At 72.3% G+C, this 23,333-nt stretch carries 20 protein-coding genes; 16 read left to right on the top strand and 4 right to left on the bottom strand.

Annotated features, from left to right (window positions below):
- Positions 1-260 precede the first annotated feature (260 nt).
- The 8 genes from sfnG to F1721_RS12105 all read left to right on the top strand — a co-directional run bounded on the left by sfnG (position 261) and on the right by F1721_RS12105 (position 8,872).
- Complete coding sequence (sfnG, locus tag F1721_RS12140; RefSeq protein ID WP_150066726.1) at positions 261-1,394, top strand: dimethylsulfone monooxygenase SfnG; 1,134 nt, start codon at positions 261-263, stop codon at positions 1,392-1,394.
- Positions 1,395-1,417: 23 nt separating this feature from the next.
- Entirely contained in the window at positions 1,418-2,635 is a 1,218-nt protein-coding gene (locus tag F1721_RS12135; protein ID WP_150066725.1) for an acyl-CoA dehydrogenase family protein, read from the top strand.
- A 96-nt stretch (positions 2,636-2,731) separates the two neighbouring features.
- Positions 2,732-3,943 (top strand): SfnB family sulfur acquisition oxidoreductase, encoded by a 1,212-nt coding sequence (locus F1721_RS12130; RefSeq protein WP_150066724.1) that lies wholly within the window; start codon positions 2,732-2,734, stop codon positions 3,941-3,943.
- 25 nt (positions 3,944-3,968) lie between these two features.
- On the top strand, positions 3,969-4,886 hold the full coding sequence (locus F1721_RS12125) for a MetQ/NlpA family ABC transporter substrate-binding protein (protein WP_150066723.1): 918 nt from the start codon (positions 3,969-3,971) through the stop codon (positions 4,884-4,886).
- Positions 4,883-5,662 (top strand): methionine ABC transporter ATP-binding protein, encoded by a 780-nt coding sequence (locus tag F1721_RS12120; RefSeq protein ID WP_150066722.1) that lies wholly within the window; start codon positions 4,883-4,885, stop codon positions 5,660-5,662. Before F1721_RS12125 ends, F1721_RS12120 begins: the two co-directional genes overlap by 4 nt.
- Complete coding sequence (locus F1721_RS12115; RefSeq protein WP_211840438.1) at positions 5,652-6,320, top strand: methionine ABC transporter permease; 669 nt, start codon at positions 5,652-5,654, stop codon at positions 6,318-6,320. Before F1721_RS12120 ends, F1721_RS12115 begins: the two co-directional genes overlap by 11 nt.
- Positions 6,317-7,693, top strand: a complete 1,377-nt coding sequence (locus F1721_RS12110; RefSeq protein ID WP_246154723.1) for an LLM class flavin-dependent oxidoreductase — start codon at positions 6,317-6,319, stop codon at positions 7,691-7,693. The genes F1721_RS12115 and F1721_RS12110 overlap by 4 nt, the downstream gene beginning before the upstream one ends.
- A gap of 159 nt (positions 7,694-7,852) precedes the next feature.
- The gene (locus tag F1721_RS12105) at positions 7,853-8,872 is read left to right on the top strand and encodes a hypothetical protein (RefSeq protein WP_150066721.1); all 1,020 of its coding nucleotides are present in this window, start codon (positions 7,853-7,855) and stop codon (positions 8,870-8,872) included.
- Here the strand turns inward: F1721_RS12105 and F1721_RS12100 are convergent.
- On the bottom strand, positions 8,859-9,695 hold the full coding sequence (locus F1721_RS12100; protein ID WP_150066720.1) for an HTD2 family dehydratase: 837 nt from the start codon (positions 9,693-9,695) through the stop codon (positions 8,859-8,861). The two genes, F1721_RS12105 and F1721_RS12100, sit on opposite strands and share 14 nt — an antisense overlap.
- Positions 9,696-9,908: 213 nt before the next feature.
- Here F1721_RS12100 and F1721_RS12095 point away from each other — a divergent pair, with 213 nt between their 5' ends.
- The 3 genes from F1721_RS12095 (at position 9,909) to F1721_RS12085 (ending at position 13,236) form a co-directional block, all read left to right on the top strand.
- Complete coding sequence (locus F1721_RS12095) at positions 9,909-11,099, top strand: MmgE/PrpD family protein (protein WP_150066719.1); 1,191 nt, start codon at positions 9,909-9,911, stop codon at positions 11,097-11,099.
- Between the two features lie 106 nt (positions 11,100-11,205).
- On the top strand, positions 11,206-12,363 hold the full coding sequence (locus tag F1721_RS12090; RefSeq protein WP_211840462.1) for an acyl-CoA dehydrogenase family protein: 1,158 nt from the start codon (positions 11,206-11,208) through the stop codon (positions 12,361-12,363).
- 123 nt (positions 12,364-12,486) lie between these two features.
- Entirely contained in the window at positions 12,487-13,236 is a 750-nt protein-coding gene (locus F1721_RS12085; protein WP_150066717.1) for a GntR family transcriptional regulator, read from the top strand.
- A gap of 4 nt (positions 13,237-13,240) precedes the next feature.
- Here F1721_RS12085 and F1721_RS12080 read toward each other — a convergent pair whose 3' ends face one another.
- On the bottom strand, positions 13,241-14,566 hold the full coding sequence (locus tag F1721_RS12080; RefSeq protein WP_170301472.1) for an MFS transporter: 1,326 nt from the start codon (positions 14,564-14,566) through the stop codon (positions 13,241-13,243).
- Between the two features lie 295 nt (positions 14,567-14,861).
- Here F1721_RS12080 and F1721_RS12075 point away from each other — a divergent pair, with 295 nt between their 5' ends.
- Positions 14,862-15,281, top strand: coding sequence for a cupredoxin domain-containing protein (locus F1721_RS12075; protein WP_246154719.1), 420 nt, complete (start codon positions 14,862-14,864; stop codon positions 15,279-15,281).
- Here F1721_RS12075 and F1721_RS12070 read toward each other — a convergent pair.
- Both F1721_RS12070 and F1721_RS12065 read right to left on the bottom strand, forming a co-directional pair.
- Positions 15,268-16,482: an FAD-dependent monooxygenase gene (locus F1721_RS12070; protein WP_150066716.1), complete on the bottom strand. Its 1,215-nt coding sequence runs from the start codon at positions 16,480-16,482 to the stop codon at positions 15,268-15,270. The genes F1721_RS12075 and F1721_RS12070 overlap by 14 nt on opposite strands.
- A 99-nt stretch (positions 16,483-16,581) precedes the next feature.
- Entirely contained in the window at positions 16,582-17,544 is a 963-nt protein-coding gene (locus F1721_RS12065; protein ID WP_150066715.1) for a LysR family transcriptional regulator, read from the bottom strand.
- 125 nt (positions 17,545-17,669) lie between these two features.
- Between F1721_RS12065 and F1721_RS12060 the strand changes: the two genes are divergently transcribed.
- The 4 genes from F1721_RS12060 to F1721_RS12045 all read left to right on the top strand — a co-directional run bounded on the left by F1721_RS12060 (position 17,670) and on the right by F1721_RS12045 (position 23,332).
- Positions 17,670-18,779, top strand: a complete 1,110-nt coding sequence (locus F1721_RS12060; protein WP_150066714.1) for a PrpF domain-containing protein — start codon at positions 17,670-17,672, stop codon at positions 18,777-18,779.
- Between the two features lie 33 nt (positions 18,780-18,812).
- Positions 18,813-20,063 (top strand): SLC13 family permease, encoded by a 1,251-nt coding sequence (locus tag F1721_RS12055; RefSeq protein WP_246154716.1) that lies wholly within the window; start codon positions 18,813-18,815, stop codon positions 20,061-20,063.
- A gap of 89 nt (positions 20,064-20,152) precedes the next feature.
- Positions 20,153-20,953, top strand: coding sequence for an SDR family NAD(P)-dependent oxidoreductase (locus F1721_RS12050; RefSeq protein WP_150066713.1), 801 nt, complete (start codon positions 20,153-20,155; stop codon positions 20,951-20,953).
- 69 nt (positions 20,954-21,022) lie between these two features.
- Positions 21,023-23,332 (top strand): ATP-binding protein, encoded by a 2,310-nt coding sequence (locus tag F1721_RS12045; protein WP_246154715.1) that lies wholly within the window; start codon positions 21,023-21,025, stop codon positions 23,330-23,332.
- The last annotated feature ends 1 nt before the right edge of the window (position 23,333 follow it).

Below are 23,333 nucleotides of genomic sequence, written 5' to 3'. Positions count from 1 at the left end.
TGCGCCGATCCCGTTGACACCGCTGCCGGTCTTTGGTGGCATTGAACCGTGTTCTTCGCAGACCGGCTGACCAAGCGCCGCCACGTCGACCTCGCTCGCGTCGGCGCGCAGTCCTGTCTCGACTTCTGATCGCCTAGGCATTCCCGGCCGCGCTCGAAGCGCGCCCGCCATTCCCCTTTTTTTTCGCTGCCGGAACCGTTTTCCGTGCCGACCGAGCGCGCCTTCCGGCAGTGCTGCACCATGCGCAACGGGAGACGAGCATGTCCGATGCACACCGCGCCGAACCGCTGAAGTTCGCCTACTGGGTGCCCAACGTCAGCGGTGGCCTGGTCACCAGCACGATCGAACAGCGAACGGAATTCGGTTTCGACTACAACAAGGAACTCGCCGTGCTCGCCGAGCGCAGCGGGTTCGACTACGCGCTCAGCCAGGTGCGCTACGCCTCCAGCTACGGCGCCGCGCAGCAGCACGACCCGGCCGCGTTCAGCCTCGGGCTGCTGCTGGCCACCGAGCGGCTGAAGCTCATCGTCGCCGCGCACCCCGGCTTGTGGCACCCGGCGATCCTCGCCAAGTTCGGCATCACCGCCGACATCCTGTCCCAGGGCCGCTTCGCGGTGAACATCGTCAGCGGCTGGTTCAAGGACGAGTTCACCGGGCTCGGTGAACCGTGGCTGGAGCACGACGAGCGCTACCGGCGCACGGAGGAGTTCATCCGGGTGCTGCGCGGCCTGTGGACGCAGCCGAACTTCGACTTCGGCGGCGACTTCTACCGCATCCACGACTTCAGCCTGCGCCCGCAGCCCCACCCGGTGCCCGGCCGCCCGCACCCGGAGATCTTCCAGGGCGGGAACTCGACCGCGGCGCGGCAGGTGGCCGGGCGGGTCTCCGACTGGTACTTCAGCAACGGCAAGGACTTCGACGGCTTCGCCGAGCAGGTCGCCGACGTCCGGGCCGTCGCCGCCGAGCACGGCCGCACCGTCCGGTTCGGGCTGAACGGCTTCCTGATCGCCCGCGACACCGAGGCGCAGGCGCGCGACGTGCTGCGCGAGATCATCGACAAGGCCGACGTGGAGGCCGTGGAGGGCTTCCGCGCCGCGGTCCGCCAGGCCGGGAAGTCCACTTCGGACGGCAAGGGCATGTGGGCGGACTCGGAGTTCGCCGATCTCGTGCAGTACAACGACGGTTTCCGCACCGGGCTGATCGGCACCCCGGAGCAGATCGCGCACCGCATCGTCGAGTACAAGAAGCGCGGCGCGAACCTCCTGCTGCTCGGTTTCCTGCACTACCTCGACGACGTCGAGCACTTCGGTCGGCACGTGCTGCCGATCGTCCGCGAACTCGAAGCCGAACTCGACCGCACCGGCGACCCCGTCGGCGTCGGCAACGCTCGTTGATCACAGGGAGAAGGGGCACCACCATGACCACCGAGAACTGGAACGACGACGCACGCCCGACCACCTCCGAGGGCTGGACAGCGCGGGCCAAGGAGGTCGCGGCCGTCCTGGCGACCGACGCGGTCGAGCGGGACCAGGCCAACCGCACCCCGCACGCGGAAGTGCGGCTGCTCAAGGACTCCGGGCTCGTCACGCTGCTCGGCCCGAAGGAGCACGGCGGGGCGGGGGAGTCCTGGGAGACCGCCTACCGGGTCGTCCGCGAGGTCGCCAAGGGCGACGGCTCGATCGGGCAGCTGCTCGGCTACCACTACCTGTGGGCGTGGGCGGCCCGGCTGGTCGGCACGCCGGAGCAGATCGCCGCGGTCGAGCAGCTGTACACCGCCAACAACTTCTTCTTCGGCGGCGCGGTCAACCCGCGCGACGACGACCTGGTCATCGCCGACGAAGGTGACGTGCTGGTGTTCCGCGGCAAGAAGTCCTTCTCCACCGGCAGCAAGGTCTCCGACCTGACGGTGCTGGAAGGCGTGCTGGAGAACAGCGGCGAGCACGTGTTCGCGATCGTCCCGTCCGATCAGGACGGCATCACCTACGGCGACGACTGGGACAACCTGGGCCAGCGGCTGACCGAGTCCGGCAGCGTGCTCGTCGAGGACGTGCGGGTGCCGTGGTCCTCGGCGGCGGGGTACGTGGACAAGCAGTTCCAGGCGCTGACCTACAACACGCTGAACGTGCCGACGATCCAGCTGGTGTTCGCCAACTTCTACCTCGGCATCGCGCAGGCCGCGCTGGAGGCGGGCCTGTCCTACACCGCCCAGCACACCCGCCCCTGGCCCTACGGCGGGGACAACAAGGAGTCCGCGACGGAGGAGTTCTACGTCCTCGACGCCTACGGCGACCTCCAGGCTAAGCTGTGGGCCGCCGAAGCGCTGATCGACAAGGCCAACGCGCAGCTGTCCGCGCTGCTGCACGCCGAGCGGGAGGCGCTGACCCCCGAGCAGCGGGGCGAGGCGGCCGTGCTCATCGCGGCGGCCAAGCAGCGCATCATCGACACCGGGCTGGAGGTCAGCACCCGGATCTTCGAGGTGACCGGCGCCCGCGCGACGGCCAGCTCGGTCGGCCTGGACATCTACTGGCGGAACCTGCGCACGCACAGCCTGCACGATCCCGTCGCCTACAAGCGGGTCGAGGTCGGGCGCTACGCGCTGCTCGGCGAACTGCCCGAACCCACTTGGTACACCTGACCGCCGCGGAGGGGGACAGGAGGTCGTGAGCGCGCGACCGGGCCCCACACCGGTTGCGCGCTCACGACCCGCACCGCACGACACGAGGAGTTCCCGATGACAGTCTCCCCGCCCGCCAGTCGTCCCGCGGCGAACCTGGTGCGCGACGACGCCGAGGCGCTGGACCTCGCCGCGCGGCTGGCGCAGCGGTTCGCCGTCGGCGCCGCCGAACGCGACCGCGAGCGCAGGATTCCGCGCGCCGAGCTCGACGAGCTGTCGGCGAGCGGGCTGCTGGCCATCACCGTCCCGCGCGAGCACGGCGGGGCCGATGTGCGCGCGACGACGCTGCTGGAGGTCTTCCGGCTGCTGGCCGCAGCGGACCCGAACATCGCGCAGATCCCGCAGAGCCACTTCGCCTACGTCAACGTGCTGCGCGAGAACGGCACCGCCGAGCAGCAGCGCTTCTTCTTCGGCGAAGTGCTGGCGGGCAAGCGGTTCGGCAACGCGCAGTCGGAGGCCGGAAGCCGCACGGTCCAGGACATCCAGACCCGGCTCTCGCCCGCGCCGGACGGCCAGTTCGTCCTGCGGGGGCGCAAGGCCTACTCCACCGGGGCCTTGCTGGCGCACTGGATCCCGGTGCTGGCCAAGGACGAGCAGGACCGGCTGCAGGTCGCCTACGTGCCGCGCGACGCCGCGGGCGTCACCGTCGTCGACGACTGGGCGGGCATGGGCCAGCGCACCACCGCCAGCGGCACCGTCGAGCTGGACGCGGTCCCGGTACCGGCGGACCGGATCGTGCCGCACCACCTGACCTTCGACCGCCCGCAGCTGCACGGCGCGCTGGCGCAGGCCCTGCACGCGGCGATCGACGTGGGCATCGCCGGGGGAGCGCTGGCCGATGCCGTCGAGTTCGTGCGCACCCGCAGCCGCCCGTGGGGCGAGGCCGGGGTGGAGACCGCGGCGGAGGACCCGCTGACCATCCAGCGGTTCGGCGAGCTGGCGGTCCGCCTCCGCGCGGCCGAGGCGCTGCTGGAGAAGGCGGGTGCGGCCCTGGACGCAGCCCGCGCCGACCTCGACGCCGACTCCGCCGCCGCGGCCTCGATCGCGGTGGCCACCGCGAAGGTGTTCGCCGACGGCGTCGCGGTCGAGCTCAGCAGCGCGCTGTTCGAGGTCTCCGGGACCAGGTCGAGCCTGGCCGAGACCAACCTGCACCGGCACTGGCGCAACGCCCGCACCCACACCCTGCACGACCCGGTGCGCTGGAAGGTCCAGCACATCGGCCGCTACGTCCTCAACGGCACCCGGCCGCCCCGGCACGGCCAGATCTGACCCGCCCCAGCAGAAAGCGACGAGAGTGTCCACTTCGCACCACCGGTCCGCCCGCGCGCGGCGGCCCGAGAACTCCCGCTCCTTCCCGTTCCTCGCGCTGATCGGCGCGCTGGTGCTGGCCCTCGGTGGCTGCGGCCTGGCCGGTGGGTCCGCCTCCGGCGAGCGCACCATCAGTATCGTCGCCACCGACAGCCCGCCGTACCACGACCCGCTGGAGATCGCCCGCCAGCAGCTCGAAGCCCAGGGCTGGCAGCTCGACGTCCGGTACGTCACCGACATCGTCCAGCCCAACCACGCGGTCAGCAGCGGCGAGGCCGACTTCAACTTCTTCCAGCACGGCGCGTACCTGCAGACCTTCAACCGCGACAACGGAACCGACGTGGTGCCGCTGTTCTACGTGGTCGGCTCCCCGGCCGGGGTGTACTCCACGCGCTACGACGACATCTCGCAGCTGCCCGACGGGGCGCGGATCGCGCTGCCGGTCGACCCGGCGAACAACGGCCGAGCGCTGCACCTGCTGGCCCAGGCCGGGCGGCTGAAGCTGCGCGACGGCGCGCAGGTGGTCACCACCAGCCAGCGCGACATCGTGGACAACCCGCACCGCTACTCCTTCGTGGAGGTCGACCAGCAGACCCTCACCCAGACGCTGCCCGACGTCGACGCCGGATTCCTGTTCTCCCGGCAGGCCATCGAGATCGGGCTCGACGTCGAGGACTCCGCGCTGCTGCGGGAGCAGGACGTCGACGCCGTGCCCTACCGGATCGTGGTCGGCGGCCGACCGGACGAAGTGGGCTCGGAGAAGGCCCGGGCGCTGCAGGCGGCGTTGCAGAGCCCACCGGTCCGCGACTTCTTCAAGCGGTTCTACGGCGACTGGGCGCCGCTGCCCTGGACCGAGGACCCGCAGGCCCAGCTCGGCCAGTGGTGGAAGGACGGCGGACGTTGATCACCTTGCGCGGGGTCACCAAGCGGTTCACCGGCCCGGACGGCCCGCTGACCGCCGTCGACGACGTCGACCTGCACGTGCCGCGCGGGTCGGTGCAGGGCATCATCGGGTTCTCCGGCGCGGGCAAGTCGACGCTGATCCGGCTGATCAACCTGCTGGAGCGGCCCGACTCCGGCACCGTCGAGGTGGACGGCACCGATCTGACCGCGGTGGACGAGGCCGAGCTGCGTCGGCGGCGCACCAAGATCGGCATGATCTTCCAGCACTTCAACCTGCTGGCCAACCTCACCGCGGCGCAGAACGTCGAGCTGGCGCTGCGCATCGCCGGGGTGGACAAGGCCGCCCGCGCGGCGCGGGTGGCCGAGGCGCTCGCCGTGGTCGACCTGGCCGACAAGGCCGACGTCCACCCGGCGAAGCTCTCCGGCGGCCAGCAGCAGCGGGTCGCGATCGCGCGGGCGCTGGCCAACGAGCCGTCGGTGCTGCTGTGCGACGAGCCGACCAGCGCCGTGGACCCGCGGACCACGGTGTCGGTGCTGAGCTACCTCAAGGAGGTCAACGAGCGGCTCGGCATCACGATCGTCCTGGTCACCCACGAGATGAACGTGGTCCGCGCGATCGCCGACGACGTGGCGGTGATGGACGGCGGCAAGGTCGTCGAGCACCTGGAGCTGGACGGCTCGCCGCTGCGCCCCGAGACCGAGATCGCCCGGTTCATGGTGGACGACCGCATCCGGTTGCGGTCCGGGCGGGACCTGGAGGAGAGCCGTGCTGGTTGACCAGATCACCGCCGCGCTGCCCGAGATGCTCGAAGCGCTCGGCGAGACCGGCCTGATGCTGCTGATCACGGTGCCGCTGGCGGTGCTGGCCGCGATCCCGGTCGGGGTGCTGCTGTGGGTGAGCAGACCGGGCGGGCTGAGCCCGTCGCCGCGGTTGCACCAGGTGGTCAACGCGGTGGTCAACCTGGTGCGGTCGTTCCCGTTCCTGGTCCTGCTGATCGCGATGATCCCGATCACCCGGCTGATCGTCGGCACCAGCGTCGGCACCGTCGCGGTGACCGTGCCGCTGTGCGTCAACGCCATCGCCTACCTGTCGCGGTTCGTCGAGCAGAACCTGCTGCAGATCAGCCCGGGCGTGATCGAGGCCGCCCAGGCGATGGGCGCGTCGAAGCTGCGCACCATCTGGAGCGTGCTGCTGGTGGAGGCCCGCCCGGGGCTGGCGGGCTCGATCACCATCATGGTGGTCAGCTTCATCTCCTACTCGGCGATCGCCGGACTGGTCGGCGGCGGGGGCATCGGCGACTTCGCCATCCGCCACGGCTACTACCGCTACGAGACCGGCGTGATGGTGGTGGCGGTGCTGGTCATGATCGCGCTGGTGCAGCTGGTCCAGCTGGTCGGCAGCGCGACCGTGCGACGGCTGGACAAGCGGCGGTGAGCGCCCGGCGGAGCCGCCTGCGGCTGAGCGCGTTCGTCATGGCCACCACCTCGCACATCCTGGAGGGGCAGTGGCGGCACCCCGACGCCCAGCAGCACCGGTTCGACGAGCTGTCGCTGTGGACCGACCTGGCCCGGCAGCTGGAGGCGGCGAAGTTCGACGCGATCTTCTTCGCCGACGTGGTGGGGTTGTACGGCAACTACCGCGGCAGCTGGGACATCTTCGCCACCGAGGGGCTGCAGATCCCCTCGCACGACCCGTCGGTGATGATCTCCGCGCTCGGCGCGGTGACCGAGCACCTGGGCCTGGCGTGGACCAGCTCGGTGATCCAGGAGCACCCGTACACCTTCGCCCGCCGCGCCGCCACGCTCGACCACCTCACCGGGGGCCGGACCGGCTGGAACATCGTCACGTCGGTGCTGGAGAACGCCCACCGCAACTTCGGGCTGCCCGGCCTGACCCCGCACGACGAGCGCTACCGGTGGGCCGACGAGTACGTCGACGTGGTCTACAAGCTGCTGGAGGGCAGCTGGGACGACGGCGCGCTGCTGCGCGACAAGGCGGGCGCGCACGCCGATCCGGCGGGGATCCACAAGATCCACCACCGCGGCGAGCGGTACTCGGTGGAGGGGCCGCACCTGGTGGCGCCGTCGGCGCAGCGCACGCCGGTGCTGTTCCAGGCGGGCACCTCCCCGGCCGGGATGGCGTTCGCCGCGCGCAACGCCGAGGCGGTGTTCATGTTCGCCGGTTCGCCGGACAGCGCCCGGAAGATCACCACCACGGTCCGGGCGCAGGCCGCCGAACGCGGCCGCCGCCCAGCGGACGTGCTGTTCTTCGCCGGGCTGTCCTTCGTGGTCGGCAGCACCGAGGCCGAGGCCCGCCGCCGCAAGGCCGACTTCGACGAGTACCTGTCGATCGACGGGCTCGCCGCGCACATGCTCGGCGGGATGGGCGTGGACCTCGGGGACGCCCCGGTGGACACCCCGCTGAAGGACCTGCACGTCGAAGGTGGCAGGGGAGTGCTGCAGGCGGTCATCGACTCGGTGCCGGGCGGCAACCCGACCATCGAGGACATGGTCCGCTACCGCGCGGAGCGGATGCGGCTGGTCGGCACGCCGGAGCGGATCGCCGACGAGCTGGAGCGCTGGCAGGACGCGGGCGTCGACGGCATCAACATCATCAACCACGTCATCCCGGGCAGCTACGCGGAGGTGATCGACGGCCTGCTGCCCGAGCTGCGCCGCCGCGGCCTGGCCCAGACCGAGTACCGGCCGGGGACCTTCCGGGAGAAGCTGTTCGCCGACGGCTCCCGGCTGAACCCGCGCCACCCGGCCGCGGCCTACCGCGGCGCCTTCCGGGACGCACCCCGCTGACCCCGGCGCGCGGCGTCGGGCTGGCGATTTCGCGCGAAACCGGCACCTCGTCCGCACGCGAACCGCTGGTTTCGCGCGAAATCGCTGCGTCCTCATCGGACCCGCGCGTTCGCCGCAGGTTCACGTCGTGGTCGGTTCGGGTGCGTAGCTTCTCCGGTCATGAACGACGACGAGCGGACGGTGCTCGCGCGCCGAACGGTGCTGGGCGGCGCGCTGGCCGGGGCCGGGCTCCTGGCCCTCGGCGGGACGGCTGCGGCGGCCCGGCCGAGGTGGGTGCTGATCGCGACCAACGAGCCGTGGGGCACCTACCACGTCAAACCGCTGCTCGCCGAAGCCGCCCGCCGCGGGTGGCAGCTGACCCAGCTGGTGCCCGACCGCGCCGAGGCCGCCCCGGACGACCCGGTGCCGGTGGCGACGCCCGACGAGGCCCCGCGCGCCGACCTGCTGGTCGTGACGGGTGCGGAGGAGTGGCCCGCGGAGTGCGCGTCCCGCTTCCGGAAGCTGCTGCTGGCCGCCAGCTCGCTGGCCTACCTCAACCCGCGCGAAACCGAGCGCGCCAAGCGGTTGCGGCCGCGGTTGCGCGCGATCACCGCGTCCTCGCCAGCCGAAGCCCGCGCCTTCGCGGCTTATCTGGGCACCCACCGGAAGATCCGCGTCGTCGGCTCGCCGCAGACGGACTCCTTGCCGCAGCGCGCGCCGGAACCGGGCCTGGTCCTGGTGCTCACCAGCGTCACCCACCCCGACGACACCGGGTCCGCCGCGCCCGGCACCGAGCTGCTGCTGGCCGCCGCCGAGCGGCTGCAGGCCGCTGGAAAGCGCATCCTGGTCGGCCTGCACCCGCGCGAGGACCCGGCGCTGTGGAGCCGCTACGAGATCAGCGACGCCCCGTCGCTGCAGGCCTCGGCGCGGGCCGAAGCGGCGATCGGGATCCCCGGCACCGTGTTCCCGCTGATCGCCGCCGTGGGAACGCCCCTGGTCGGCTGCGTCGACCCGGCGCTGACCGTGCCGGAGCACCTGCTGGCGGTCTGCTCCAGCACCATCGCCGACCCCGCGCCCGCGGTGTCCGCAGTGGACAGCGCGGAGCTGCCCGCCGCCGAGGTGCTGGCGGACGCGGTCGGCCCCGTCGGCGGTTCGGCGGCGAGGCTGCTCGACGTCTGGGCGCGGGTCAGCGGAAGGTGACCTGTGCGGTCGCCATGAGGTGGTCCGGTGCGGTGCGCACCGCCATGTCCCCGTCCGGGCTGCCGGTGACCAGCACCGGGTCCCCGGCGAAGACCGGGCGGCGCAGCCGGTAGTCGACCCCGGCGAGCTCGCGCTCGGGTGCCCGGCTGCGGGCGAGCTCGGTCATCAGCAGCACCAGCAGCGGGCCGTGCACCACGAGCCCGGGGTAGGACTCGACCTCGCGGGCGTACGGCGCGTCGTAGTGGATGCGGTGCGCGTTGGCGGTCAGCGCGCTGAACCGGAACAGCCGCACCGGGTCGCCGGTGAAGGGCTGCTGCCACGGCGCGTCGGAGACCGGGAGGTCGGTGGGCCGGGCGGCGTCGGGGTTCTTGGTCGAGCTCTCCCCGCTGCGGTAGACGTAGTCCTGCTCCTCGACGAACCGGAGCTCGCCGTCCTGCCGGTACTCCGCGCGGGCCGTCACGAAGGCCATCTCGCCCGAGCGGCCCTGCTTGACCACGACGTTCGCCAGCGACGAGGTGCGCTCGGCCGGAACCCCCAGGCGCAGCGGAGCGGTGACGGTGAGCCGACCCCCGGCGAACATCCGCCGCCGGTCGGGGATCGGCGGCAGGAAGTGCCCGTGCGTCGGATGCCCGTCCGCGCCGAGCTCGCCGTGCCGGGGCCAGTGCTGGAAGTGCACCCAGTGCCACAGCGGGGGCAGCTCGTCGCCGGGGGCGGTCGTCTCGAGCACCGCGGCCAGCGCGCGGGACGGTTCCGCGGGCAGGGCGTCGGTCTCGACCAGCGGCTCCGGCCGCCACTCCTGCAGGTAGGTCTCCAAGCCCGGCACTGCTTCCTCCCTCGCCTGGCCGAATTGGGCCGTACAAACTCGCTGCCAGTCTCGACCCCCTACCTCCCGGCGTCAACGTGCGGCGGCCGACCGGGGTGGTGATACCGCTGACGCAACGGTTTCGATCCGCAGCAGCACGGCCTTGACCGCGCGAAGTATTTGGCCGTACAAAGATTGCGGACAGCGCGGCCCCGCGCTGGCGGAAAGGTTCCCATGGCATCCATCGCCGAAGCCCTCGCGGACTGGGCGACCGAGCTCGAACCGGGCCCCGACGACCTGGCGCTGGCCCAGCGCTCGCTGCTCGACACCGCCGCGGTCGCCCTGGCCGCGCGGGACGACCCGCTGACCGGGATCGCCGCCGACCTGCCGGACGCCGCCCGCTGGGCGGCCGTCGGCCACGTGCTGGACTTCGACGACCTGCACGTCGAGTCCACCACGCACATCAGCGTGGTGACCGTCCCGGTCGTGCTGGCCACCGGTGGTGACGCGCGCGCCTACCTGGCCGGGGCCGGGGTGATGGCCCGCCTGGGCAACGCGCTCGGCTGGTCGCACTACTCCGCGGGCTGGCACGCGACCTGCACGGCTGGTGCGCCCGCCGCCGCGGTGGCGGCCGGAACCGCGCTCGGGCTGTCCGCCGAGCAGCTGGCCACCGCGATGGCGCTCGCGGTCCCCGCGGCCGGTGGCGTGCAGAACGCGTTCGGAACGCACGGCAAATCCCTGCAGGTCGGCTTCGCCGCGCAGGCCGGGGTGCGCGCCGCGCAGCTGGCGCAGGCCGGGGCCACCGCCGACCCGAGCGCGCTGGACGCCTGGCTGGAGCTCGTCGGCGGCAGCGGTGAGCTCGACCTGTCCGGCCCAGCGGTCCCGGGCGGCCTGGCGATCAAGGTCTACCCGTGCTGCTACGCGATGCAGCGGCCGATCGCCGCGCTGCGCGAAATCCGCGACCAGGTCCGCGGCGAGGTGCGCCGGGTCCGGGTGCGCACCCCGCAGGCCACCGTCACCCCGCTGATCCACGACCGCCCCACCACCGGGCTGGAGGGCAAGTTCAGCCTGCCCTACGCGGTCGCGACCGCGCTGCTGGACGACTACCCGGACTTCGCCGCCTTCACCGACCGAGCCGTCGAGCGGACCGCGGCGCAGGACCTGCTCCGCGCGGTGGAGCTCGAGCACACGCCCGGCGCGGACGGTCTGCTGACCGGCGAGGTGGACATCGAGGTGGAGCACGACGGCCCGACCCTGCACGTGCGGCTGGCCCAACCGCCGGGCGCGCCGTCGCGCCCGCCGACCGACGCCGAACTGGCCGAGAAGTTCAAGGCCTGCGGCACGGACGTCCCCGCCCTGCTGTCCGGTGCCGACTGGACGACGGTCCGGGAACTGCTGCGCAAGACCTTCCCGCGCGCCACCTGAACGCCACCGGCCGCGATTTCAACGGAGATCAGACCTCCGATTTCCATTGAAATCGCGGGCACCGGGGCCCGGACCGACAGAACTGGAGCACACCGCCGTGAGCACATTGGACACCCTCAGCGCGGACGAGAAGCTGGCCGTCGAGACGGTGCGCGACTTCATCGACAAGTCCGCCAAGCCGGTGGTGTCGGAGCTCGAACACGCCAACACCTACCCGGAAGCCCTCATCGAGCAGATGAAGGAGCTGGGCGTCTTCGGGCTGGCCATCCCGGAGGAGTACGGCGGCACCCCGGTGTCCACGCCCTGCTACGTGCTGATCGTCGAGGAGCTGGCCCGCGGCTGGATGAGCCTGGCCGGGGCGATGGGCGGGCACACCGTGGTGTCCAAGCTGCTGCTGAACTTCGGCACCGAGGAGCAGAAGCGCCGGTACCTGCCCAAGATGGCCACCGGCGAGATCCGCGCGACGATGGCGCTCACCGAACCCGGCGGCGGCTCGGACCTGCAAGCGCTGACCACGACGGCGCGCCGCGACGGCGAGGAGTACGTGATCAACGGCGCCAAGACGTGGATCACCAACGCCCGCCGCTCCCAGCTGATCGCCCTGCTGTGCAAGACCGACCCGGACGCGCAACCCGCGCACAAGGGCATCTCGATCGTCCTGGTCGAGCACGGCCCCGGGTTGACGGTCTCCCGCGACCTGCCCAAGCTCGGCTACAAGGGCGTCGAGAGCTGCGAACTGCACTTCGACGACCACCGCGCGCCGGTGAGCGCGGTGCTCGGCGGTGTCGAGGGCAAGGGCTTCGCGCAGATGATGAAGGGCCTGGAGACCGGCCGCATCCAGGTCGCCTCCCGCGCGCTGGGCGTGGGCATGGCGGCGCTGGAGGACGCGCTGCGCTACGCCCAGGAGCGGGAGAGCTTCGGCAAGCCGATCTGGCAGCACCAGTCGGTGGGCAACTACCTGGCGGACATGGCCACCAAGCTCACCGCCGCCCGCCAGCTGACCCTGCACGCGGCGCGGGAGTTCGACGCTGGCCGCCGGGTGGACATGGAAGCGGGCATGGCCAAGCTGTTCGCCTCCGAGGTCGCGATGGAGATCGCGCTCAACGCGGTGCGCATCCACGGCGGCTACGGCTACTCGACGGAGTTCGACGTGGAGCGCTACTTCCGCGACGCACCGCTGATGATCGTCGGCGAGGGCACCAACGAGATCCAGCGCAACGTCATCGCCGCCCAACTGGTCAAGCGCGGCGGCCTGGACGGCTGAGCGGCGCTGAGGTCGTGAGTGCGCAACAGTGCTCCAGCACGGCGCAGCACTCACGACCAGGCTCCGCCCGGGTGCCGGTGGTGGTTCCGCTACGGTCGGGGGCGAGAGCTGGGAGGTGGTGGCGTGGCAGCGCGGACGGACGGCAAGGAGAGCGCGTACCTGCGGCTGGCGCGCGAGTTGCGGTCGGCGATCCTGCAGCACGACTACCCGGAGGGCAAGCGCCTGCCCACCGAAGCCGAGCTCGCCGAGACCCACCGGGTCAGCCGGCAGACGGTGCGCCGCGCCTTCCAGGACCTCGTCGCCGAGGGCATGGTCTACCGCATCCCGGGCCGCGGCACCTTCGCCGCGCCCCGCGAGGAGCAGTACCTGCGCCAGTTCGGCTCCATCGACGACCTGATGGGGCTGTCCATCGACACCACGATGCAGCTGCTCACCCCGCTGCACCGCAAGGTCGACCTCGACGCCGCCGGGCGCCTGCGGCTGGCCGCCGACCGGGTGCACGTGCTGGAGTTCCTGCGCCTGCACGACGACGTGCCGTTCTGCCTGACCACCGTGTTCCTGCCGCCCGAGGTGGGCAAGCTGGTCGAGTCGGTGCCGGAGCTGACCGAGGTCGGCGCCCGCAGCCGGGTGACCATCATCGGCCTGCTCGACGACCGGCTGACCGACCCCATCGCCGAGGCCGAGCAGAGCATCACGGTCGGCACCGCGACCCCGGAGATCGCCGAGCAGCTCGGCTGCGAACCGCACCGCTCCCTGCTGCGCATCGACCGCATGTACCAGTCCACCACCGGACAACCCGTGGAACTGGCGGTCAGCCACTTCCTCCCGGAGCACTACTCCTACCGGGTCCGCCTCCGCCGCAACGTCCGCTGAGCGCTCACCCGGGGTCGGGGGCGGGGATCTCGGTCGGCTCGGCCGGTCGGTCCGGCGAGCGCACCGGGATCATCGCGATCAGGCCGACCAGCAGGATGAGGACGATGCCGCCCATCCCGGCGCGCTGGGTGCCGAAGACGGCGATGAAGCCGCTGAAGGCCAACGGGCCCAGGAAGCTCACCGCGCGCCCGGTGGTGGCGTAGAGGCCGAACACCTCGCCCTCCTTGCCGGGCGTGGCGATGCGGGCCAGGAACGTCCGGCTGGCCGACTGGGTCGGGCCGAGGAAGATCGCCAGCGTCAGCCCGCACACCCAGAACGCGGCCTTGCCGGGCGGCAGCACCAGCAGCAGGCTGCCGACCAGCACCAGGCCGAACAGCGCGGCGACGATGACCGCCTTCGGCCCGAACCGGTCGTCGGCCCGGCCGCCCAGGAACGCGCCGAGCCCGGCCACCAGGTTGGCGGTGATCGCGAAGACCACCACCTCGCTGGGGTTGAACCCGAAGGTGCCCGCCGCGATGACCCCGCCGAAGGTGAAGATGGCCGCCAGCCCGTCCCGGTAGATCGCGCTGGCCACCAGGAACCCCAGCGTGCGCCGCTCCTCGCGCCACATCCAGGCCAGCCGCTTGCCGAGCACGACGTAGCTGGCCACCAGGGCGTGCCGCAGCGGTTCGCCGGAGGACGGGGCCTCGGGCACGAAGGCGAACAGCGGCAGCGCGAACACCGCGAACCACACCGCCGAGAACAGCGCGACGACGCGGATGTTCAGCCCGTCCTCCGCGGTCACCCCGAACAGCCCGACGTCGGGCTGCACGAAGCCGATCAGCACGATCACCAGTGCGATGAGCCCGCCGAAGTAGCCCATGCCCCAGCCGAACCCCGAGACACGCCCGATCGTGGCCGGGGTGGAGACCTGCAGCAGCATCGCGTTGTAGTTCACCGTGGCGAACTCGGCGAACACGCTGGCGGTGGCCAGCAGCACCAGCCCCAGCGCCAGGTAGGACGGGTCGTCCTGGACGAAGAACAGCCCCGCGGTGCAGGTGATCACCAGCGCGGTGTGCACCGCCAGCCACAGCTTGCGCCGACCGCCCGCGTCGCTGCGCTGACCGGTCACCGGCGCCACCAGAGCGATGCACACCCCGGCGATGGTCAGCGCCACGCCGAGCGCCGTGGAGCCGCTCTCCGGGTCGACGGCGACGCCCTCGGTCAGGTACACGGTGAACACGAAGGTCAAGATGACGGTGTTGAACGCTGCGGATCCCCAGTCCCACAGCGCCCAGCTGAACACCGCTCGCCCGCGGCGATGGACCGCCGACGGAGCACCCGTAGACACACCCACGCCAGGATCACACCAGCCCACCACCGGGGCAGCCAGTCGAAACCGGCCCTTCCGGCGGGGAAGCCCCCGACCGGGGCGGCCCGCTGGCCCCGCCCGTCACGGCGCGGCGGTTCCGCAAGAGTCGGCACTGCGGTCCCACCGGTCCCGGCAGCACCCAGCCGCCCGGCCCGCGGTCCTACGCTGGACCGGAGTGCTCCGCAGCACCGAGACCCCGGTCCGGGTCGGGGCTTCCAGCGCCACCGGGCGACCTCCGCCGGACCGGTGCGGAAATCCGAGGGGGGTTCGGACAATGCAGGTCGATGTGGACGCGAACAGAGTTTCCCACCGCCGCCCCAGGGCGTTCGCCGTGCTGTTCGGGGTGGTCGCGCTGATGGGGGCGCTGTGCGCCGGCGCGACGACCGCCGCCGCTCAACCGGCGCCGACCGGTTTCGGCGCGCGGGTGGTGACGGTCGGGATGGTCGAGTTCCGGCTCGAACAGCCCGCGTGGCTCCCGCCGGGCCGCTACACCTTCCACGCGGTCAACGCCGGGCGGGCGCCGCACGCGCTGGAGATCAGCGGGCCCGGGGTCGGAGACGTGCGGACACCGGTGGTCCAGTCGGGCGGTGCGGCCGACCTGACGGTGACCCTGGGGCCCGGCGTGTACGACTTCTGGTGCCCGGTCGGCAACCACCGGCAGCAGGGCATGCAGCTCTACGTCAGGGTCGGCTGACCGCGCCCCGGCGCTGCCAGGACTCGCCCCGGCGCCGCGCCCGCACCCACCGCATCGCGGTGTTGGCGATGCGCAACCCCTTGCGCACCAACGGGTTCTGCGTCAGGCGGTGCACCTGGTAGCGCCACGGCGGTTGCAGGCCGCTGCGCGAGGACATCGCGAAGCAGAAGTCCACCGCGTCCCGGTCGGCGTAGCGGTCGAGGTTCTCGAACCAGGCCATGCTGGTGCGCGCGGCGGCCTGCACCGCCCGCATCGCGGCGTGGCCCTCGCCGTCGAACTCCTTGAGCGCGTTGCCGGTCTGCTCGTTCTCGCGCAGCTTCTCGGCGAGCACCACGGCGTCGATCATGGCCAGCCTGGTGCCCGAACCGATGGTGAAGTGCGTGGTGTGCGCGGCGTCGCCGATGAGCACCGCGTTGGCGTGCCGCCAGGTCTGGTTGTAGACCTGCGTGAAGCGCTGCCAGGACGCGGGTTTGCCGCGCGCCGCGCTGATCAGCGCGTGCCCGGCCAGGTGCTCGTCGAAGATCTCCTCCAGCAGGCGGGTGGTCGCCGCGTCGTCGAGCTCGTCGAAGCCCAGCGCCTGCCAGGTCCGCTCCTGGCACTCGACGATGAAGGTGCTGACCCCGGCGGCCGACGGGTAGGCGTGGAACCAGATCCAGCCCTGCGGGGTCTGCTCGAAGCCGAAGGTGAACTCCTCGAACACCCGGCTGGTGCCCAGCCAGATGTAGGGGTTGCTCCCGCGGACCAGCTCGGTGCCGAACTGCTCGGCGCAGCGCTGCCGGATCCGGCTGTTCGCGCCGTCGGCCACCACCACCAGGTCGGCGTCGGCGAACTCGGCCAGGTCGTCCACCGCGCGCTCGTACTGCACGTCCACGCCGAGGTCGGTGGCCCGCTGGGCCAGCACGTCCAGCAGCGCGGACCGGTTGACGCTGTAGCCGTACCCGCTGAGGTAGGCGCGCCCGCCGCGCATCACCACCACCTGGTCCTGCCAGACGGTGGAGGCGGCGCGGATGCGCTGGGCGCTCTCCCGGTCGTTGATGTAGAGGGTGTCCAGCAGGTCGTCCCAGTACACCACGCCCCAGCCGTAGGTGGCGCCGGGCGGGTCGCGCTCGACCACCGAGATCTCGTGCCCGGCGTCGCGGAGCTTCGCGGAGATGGCGAAGTAGAGACCGGCGGGTCCGGCTCCGATGCACACGATCTTCATGGGATCTCCCGACGGACGACGCATGGCTTCCTGCGTTGTACCCCGCGAGCTCGCCCGCCGAACGTGTCCGAATGCCCTTGCGCGCCGGGCGGGGCCCGGTCAGCCCGAGCTGCGGGCGCGCACCGTGCCGAGCTGGGTCAGGTGCAGGTTGGTGTCGGTGAACTTCTGGGACACCGCGTGCAGGACGTCGGCCATCGCCGCGGCGGCCGGGGTCGGGGTGCGGTTGGCGGGCCGGGCCAGCAGGATGCGCCGGGTCGGCGCGGGCACGTCGGTGGCGAAGTTGACCAGCCGCACGTCGTGGCGGCGGTTGGTCAGCGCCAGCCGCGGCGCGATCGCGATCCCCAGCCCGGCCGCGACCATCGCCTGCGCCTCCTGGTAGTCGTGCGACTCGTAGGAGATGATCGGCTCGAACCCGGCGAGGCGGCAGCTGCGCCGCAGGACCTCGGCGACCGGGTGGTTGTCCGCGCGGATGATCCACTGGTGCCCGGCCAGGTCGGCCAGCCCGATGGAGTCCTCCTCCAGCAGCTCGGAGTTGGCCGGGACGACGAGCACGGTGGGGTCGTCGAGCAGGTGGTCGACGACCAGCGAGGCGTCGTCGACGCGGTTCCAGTCGTAGTCCCACAGCATCGCCAGCTCGACCTCGCCGGTGTGCAGCAGGTCCACCAGGTCGGCGAACAGCGCGGAGCGCACGGTGGTGCGGATCCCGGGGTGCTTGCGGGAGAAGCGGGTCAGCGCCAGCGGCAGCAGCGAGGCCCCCGCGGTGGGGAACGACCCGAGCCGCAGGGTTCCTTCGTCCAATGTGGCCAGTGAGTCCAGATCCGCTTGCGCACCCCGGAGTTCGCGCCGGATGGCGCGCCCGCGCTCGGCCAGCGCGCGCCCGGCGTCGGTGAGCTGCACGCCGCGCGGCAGCCGGTACAGCAGCGGCTGGCCGACCTCGGACTCCAACCTGGACATCTGCTGGGAGGCCGCGGACGGCGTGATCATCAGCGCTTCGGCGGCCGCGGTCAGCGAGCCGCGCTCGGCGGCCTCCACCAGCAGCAACACCCGTCGGACGTCCAGCACGCGACCCCTCCCGTCGTGGACGAGCTATTAGCTCCGCTTAAGCCAGGGTAAGAACTCGAACATTGTACTGAAGTCTCCGCGTTGTCAGGGTGAACGCCGACCGAACCCAGGAGAAGGAAGTTCCAGTGCACGTACCCGCAACGCTGGTGCGCGGCGGCACCAGCAAGTGCTGGCTGTTCGACCAGTCGGCCCTGCCCACCACAGTGGACACCACCGCGCAGGACCTGGAAGGACTGCTGGTCAACGCCTACGGGGCGGCCGACCCGGTCCAGCTCGACGGGGTCGGCGGCGCCACCCCCACCACGTCCAAGGCGGCCGTCGTCCGCGCCTCCGACGCGCCCGGCATCGACGTCGACTACCTGTTCGGGCAGGTCGGCATCGGCGTCCGGCGGGTCGAGTGGGGCAGCAACTGCGGCAACTGCGCCACCGCCATCGCGCTGTGGGCGGTGGCCCGCGGGCTCGTGCCGGTCACCGGCGACCGGACCCGCGTGGTCCTGCGCAACACCAACACCGGGGCCGTGCTGGAGGCCGAGGTGGACACCACCGGCGGTCGAGTCCACGAGTTCGGCACCCGGACCGTCCCCGGCACCCGCGCCGGGGGAGTGGCGGTCGGGCTGACGTTCCTGGACCCGGCCGGGCGCACCACCGGATCGGTCACCCCGACCGGCCGGGCGCTCGACGAGCTCACCTTCGACGGCCAACCCGCCGCGGCCACCATGGTCGACGCGGGCGCTCCGATGGTGCTGCTGGACGCGGCCGGGATCGGCCTCAGCGGGGTGGAATCGCTCGCCGAGATGCGCGACCTCGTGGCCCCGCTGCGCGAGGTCCGGCACGCCGCGTCGCTGCGGATGGGGCTGTCGCGCCCCGGCGATACGCCCGACGACGCGGTGCCGAAGGTCGGCATCGTCGGAGCACCGGCCGCCTACCGGACCTCGCTCGGCGACGAGGTCGCCGCCGAGGACTACGACGTCTCGGTGCGCATGCTGTCGATGAACGCCCCGCACCCGGCCATCGGCCTGACCTCGGCGGTCGGGGTCGCCGTCGCCGCGCTGCTCGACGGCTCCGTCGTGCGGGCCGCGACCGGTCCGGTGCTGCGGATCGGGACCCCGGCCGGGGTCGTCGCGGTCACCTGCCGCGACGTCGTCGGGTCGCGGCCGCGCCGGGTCACCGTCGAGCGGGCCGCCCGGATCCTCTGCGAGGCCGACCTCCTGGTCCCGGACCCGCTGCCCGCCTAGCATCCGCCAGATCACCGATCACCTAGGACAAAGATGTCTGCCGAAATGATCTCCATCGGCGCCCTCGGCGTCATGTTCGTGGTGGCCACCGTGCTGCCCATCAACATCGGAATCCTCGCCTTCATCGGCGCGTTCGTCGTCGGCACCGCCTCGCTCGGGCTCTCCGAGGACGAGATCTTCGAGGGGTTCCCGGTCTCGCTGTTCGTCACGATCGTCGGCGTCACCTACCTCTTCTCGGTCGCCCAGCGCAACGGCACGATCGACCTGCTGGTGCGGGCCGGGATCAAGCTGGTGCGCGGCAAGGCCGCGCTGATCCCGTGGGTGCTGTTCGCCGTCGCCGCCGTGCTGACCGCCTTCGGCACCTTCACCCCGGCCGCGGTGGCGCTGCTGGCCCCGGTCGGCATGAACTTCGCCCACCGGTTCGGCATCAGCCAGCTCATGGTCGGCATGATGGTGATCAGCGGTGCGCACGCCGGTGCGTTCTCGCCGATCGCCGTCTCCGGCGCGCTGGTGCTGGGCATGGTCGACCAGACCCCGCTGGAGGTGGCGCCGTCCGCGCTGTTCCTGGCCAGCTTCGGGTTCAACTTCCTGCTGTCGCTGCTGACCTTCTTCCTGCTGGGCGGGTTCGGCCGCAAGCGCGCGCAGGTCGCCGAGGGCGGCGAGGCCGAGCAGCTCGACGCGGCGCGGTTGACCTGGCGGCAGGCGCTGACGCTGGTGGCGCTGGCCGGGCTGGTCGTGGGCGCCCTGGTGTTCCACCTGGAGATCGGCTTCCTCGCGCTGCTGGCGGCGACCGCGCTGACCCTGGTCGACGTGAAGAACCAGGCCAAGGCGGTCGATGGCATCAGCTGGTCGACGATCCTGCTGGTGGCGGGCATGGTGACCTACGTCGGGATCCTGGAGAAGGCGGGCACGATCGAGGCCGTCTCGCAGGGCGCGGCGGGCATGGGCGCACCGCTGTTCGTGGCCCTGCTGCTGTGCTTCGTGGTGGCCGTGGTGTCGGCGTTCGCCTCCTCGACGGCGATCCTGACCGCGATCATCCCGATCGCCGTCCCGCTGCTGCTGGCCAGCCACCTCAGCGCCGCCGGGCTGGTGGCCGCGCTGGCGATCTCCACGACGATCGTGGACACCTCGCCGTTCTCCACCAACGGAGCCCTGGTGCTCAGCAACGCCCGCGGGGTGGACCGCGACCGCTTCTACAAGCAGATCATCGGCTACACCGCCGGAATCGTGGGCGCCGGTCCGGTGCTGGCGTGGTGCTTCCTGGTGCTGCCCAGCGCGGTCTGACCGGGAATGCTCCGTCCGGACGCGGGGCTGCGCCGCCGGGATCTGGGAGCCTGGAGCCCGGTTTCGGCGCGAAGATCGGAGGAAGTGCGGTGGCGGAGGCGTTCGACGGCAAGGTCGTGCTGATCACCGGGGGCGGCACCGGGATCGGCGCCGCGACGGCCGCTCGGCTCGCAGGCGAAGGGGCGCGGGTGGTCGTCACCGGGCGCCGCCGGGCGCCGCTCGACGAGGTGGCCGCGGCCACGGGCGCGCTCGCGGTGCCGGGGGACTCGTCGGTGGACGCCGACGCCCGCGCGGTCGTCGACCGCACCCTGGCCGAGTTCGGCCGCCTGGACGTGCTGGTGGTCAACGCGGGCGGGCACGGCATGTCCGCGGTCGCCGACACCACCGACGAGGACTGGCGGCGCAGCCTCGACGGCAACCTGAACAGCGCGTTCGTGATGTGCCGGGCGGCGCTGCCCGCCTTGGTCGAGGCCCGCGGCAACATCGTGGTGATGTCCTCGGTCGCCGGGCTGTTCGCCGGTCCCGAGGTGGCGGGCTACACCGTGGGCAAGCACGCCCTGATCGGGCTGACCCGCTCCATGGCCCGCGACTACGGGCCGCGCGGCGTGCGGGTCAACGCTATCTGCCCCGGGTGGGTGCGCACCCCGATGTCCGACCAGGAGATGGCAGACTTCGCCGCGGCCGCCGACCTGCCCGACCGCGAGTCCGGGTACGCGGCGGTCACCGCCGACCTCCCGCTGCGCCGGGCCGCCGAGCCGGGCGAGATCGCCGCCGTGTGCCGGTTCCTGGCCTCCGACGAGGCGTCGTTCATCACCGGCGCGGTCCTCGTCGCCGACGGCGGCGGCCACGCGGTCGACCTGCCGACGGTGCCCATCGGCCGCGCGATGTGAACACGACCGCGCACTTGCGGCGTAGGCTGGCGGTGCACGGTTTTCCAACCAATCCCTGGTGGGACCGGAGTGACCAGTCGGACGGCGCGCAGGCGGGTGGGCAACCTCCCGGCCGAGCGCACGAGCTTCGTGGACCGTCGGCAGGAATGCGTCGACGTCCGGCAAGCGCTGGCCAATTCGCGGATGGTGACGCTCACCGGTGTCGGCGGGGTCGGCAAGACCCGGCTGGCGCTGCGCGTGGCCACCCAGCTCGGCCGCTCCTACCGCGACGGCGCGTGGCTGGTCGAGCTGGCCGAGGTGCACGACGACGACCTGGTCGTGCACACCGCGGCGCAGGCGCTGGGCATCCAGGACTGGTCCGCCCGCGGCGTGGCGCACGTGCTCGCCGACTACGTCGAGGACAAGGAGATCCTCCTCGTCCTGGACAACTGCGAACAGGTGCTGGACGGCTGCGTCAAGGCGTGCACGATGCTGCTCGACGTCGCTCCCGAGCTGCGGATCCTGGCCACCAGCAGGCAGCCGCTGGACGTCTACGGCGAGCACGTCGTGGTGGTGCCGACGCTCCCGGTCACCGAGGCGCACCAGGCCGGGGCGGACGCGGGCAACTCGGTGCGGCTGTTCGCCGAGCGGGCCGAGGCCGCGGGTTCCCGGCCGACCCCGGACCAGGACGGCGCGGTCGCGCGGTTGTGCCGGGAGCTGGACGGCATCCCGCTGGCGATCGAACTGGCCGCCGCGCGCACCCGGTTCCTGTCGGTGGACGAGCTGCTGGCGCGGATCGGGGACCGCTTCCGGCTGCTGGCGGGCAACCGGAGCGCGCTGCCGCGGCACCAGACGCTGCAGGCCACCATGGACTGGAGCTACGAGCTGTGCTCGGCGGAGGAACGCCTGCTGTGGGCGCGGATGTCGGTGTTCTCCGGCGGCATGGACCTGGCGGCGGTCGAGGACGTCTGCAGCGGCCCCGGGCTCGGCCCGGAGACCGTGCTGGAGCTGATGGCGTCGCTGGTGGACAAGTCGATCCTCACCCGCGAGCGGACCCCCACCGGAACCACCCGCTACCGCCTGCTGGCGACGGTCCGCGAGTACGGCCGCGGCCTGCTGGCCGACGACGAGCGGACCCGGCTGCGCCGCCTGCACCGGGACCACTACCTCGCCCTGGCCGAGCGGGGCGGGCGCGAGTGGTTCGGCCCGGACCAGCTCCGGTGGCGCGCTCGCATCGCCGCCGAGCACGACAACCTGCGCGCCGCCCTGGAGTTCTGCACGACCGAACCGGGCCAGGTGCAGGAGGGGCTGCGGCTGGCCGGTGCACTGTGGTTCTACTGGACGGCCTGCGGGCTGATCGCGGAGGGACGGCAGTGGCTGGACCGCCTGCTGGCGCTGGACGCCATCCCGACCGCGCCGCGGGCGACCGCGCTGTGGGTGTGCAGCTGGCTGGCCTCCCACCAGGGCGACCTGGTGCGGGGGCGGGCCACGGCCGAGGGGTGCAGCGCGGTCGCCGAGCAGCTCAACGACGCCGGGCTGGCCGCCTTCGGCCTGCACCTGCAGGGCGTCGACGCGATGGCCGAGGGGCACCTGGAGGAGGCCAGCTCGCTCACCGCGCGGGCCTGGTCCTACCACCGGACGCACCCCAGGATCACCAGCCCGATGGTGATGTCGCTGGTGCAGGCCGGGCTGGTGGCCTGCCTGCGCGGGGAGACCGACCGCGCCAGCGGGTACGCCCAGGAGTGCCTGCAGATCACCGCGGAGGCCGGTGAGCTGTGGACCCGGTCCTGGGGTTTGGTGGTGCGCGGGTTGGCGAGCTGGATGCGCGGCGATGCCGACGACGCCGTGACGCACCTGCGGGAGAGCATCGGCATCAAGTCCCGCTTCAACGACCTCTTCGGCCTCGGCATGGCCGCGGAGGTGCTGGCGTGGTCGCACGTCTCGCGCGGCGAGCACGACCGGGCGGCCCGGCTCTTCGGCGTCCTCGACCGCCTGTGGCAGCTGGTCGGGGTCCCGCTGATGGGCGCGCAACAACTGCTCGACTACCGGTACCGGGCGCAAGGTCGGGCGCGCGCGGCGCTGGGGGAGGGCGCGTTCGCCGAGCTCGCCGCCGAAACCGCGAACCTGCCGCTCCTGGAGGGCCTCGCGACGGCGGTCGGGGGCAAGCCGCGTCCGGCACCGGTGCGCCGGGAGCCCCAGCGCGGCCCGCTGACCCGCCGGGAGTTCCAGGTCGCCGAAGCCGTCTCGCAGGGGCTGTCGAACAAGGAGATCGCGGCCCGGCTGGTGATCAGCCAGCGCACCGCCGAAGCGCACGTCGAGCACATCCTGACCAAGCTCGACTTCGGCTCGCGCACGCAGATCGCCGCGTGGATCGCCGGGCAGCAGGAAGCCGCCACCTAGC

Source organism: Saccharopolyspora hirsuta (assembly GCF_008630535.1).
GTDB lineage: Bacteria > Actinomycetota > Actinomycetes > Mycobacteriales > Pseudonocardiaceae > Saccharopolyspora > Saccharopolyspora hirsuta.
Note: the sequence above shows the minus strand (reverse complement) of the source record. Positions and strands in the feature narration are given on the sequence as shown.

What these genes read in the sequence shown, in the direction of transcription:
- sfnG (WP_150066726.1), top strand. Translation starts at nt 261, where the DNA reads ATGTCCGATGCACACCGCGCCGAACCGCTGAAGTTCGCCTACTGGGTG.
- F1721_RS12130 (WP_150066724.1), top strand. Translation starts at nt 2,732, where the DNA reads ATGACAGTCTCCCCGCCCGCCAGTCGTCCCGCGGCGAACCTGGTGCGC.
- F1721_RS12095 (WP_150066719.1), top strand. Translation starts at nt 9,909, where the DNA reads ATGGCATCCATCGCCGAAGCCCTCGCGGACTGGGCGACCGAGCTCGAA.
- F1721_RS12075 (WP_246154719.1), top strand. Translation starts at nt 14,862, where the DNA reads ATGCAGGTCGATGTGGACGCGAACAGAGTTTCCCACCGCCGCCCCAGG.
- F1721_RS12135 (WP_150066725.1), top strand. Translation starts at nt 1,418, where the DNA reads ATGACCACCGAGAACTGGAACGACGACGCACGCCCGACCACCTCCGAG.
- F1721_RS12070 (WP_150066716.1), bottom strand. Translation starts at nt 16,482, where the DNA reads ATGAAGATCGTGTGCATCGGAGCCGGACCCGCCGGTCTCTACTTCGCC.
- F1721_RS12105 (WP_150066721.1), top strand. Translation starts at nt 7,853, where the DNA reads ATGAACGACGACGAGCGGACGGTGCTCGCGCGCCGAACGGTGCTGGGC.
- F1721_RS12055 (WP_246154716.1), top strand. Translation starts at nt 18,813, where the DNA reads ATGTCTGCCGAAATGATCTCCATCGGCGCCCTCGGCGTCATGTTCGTG.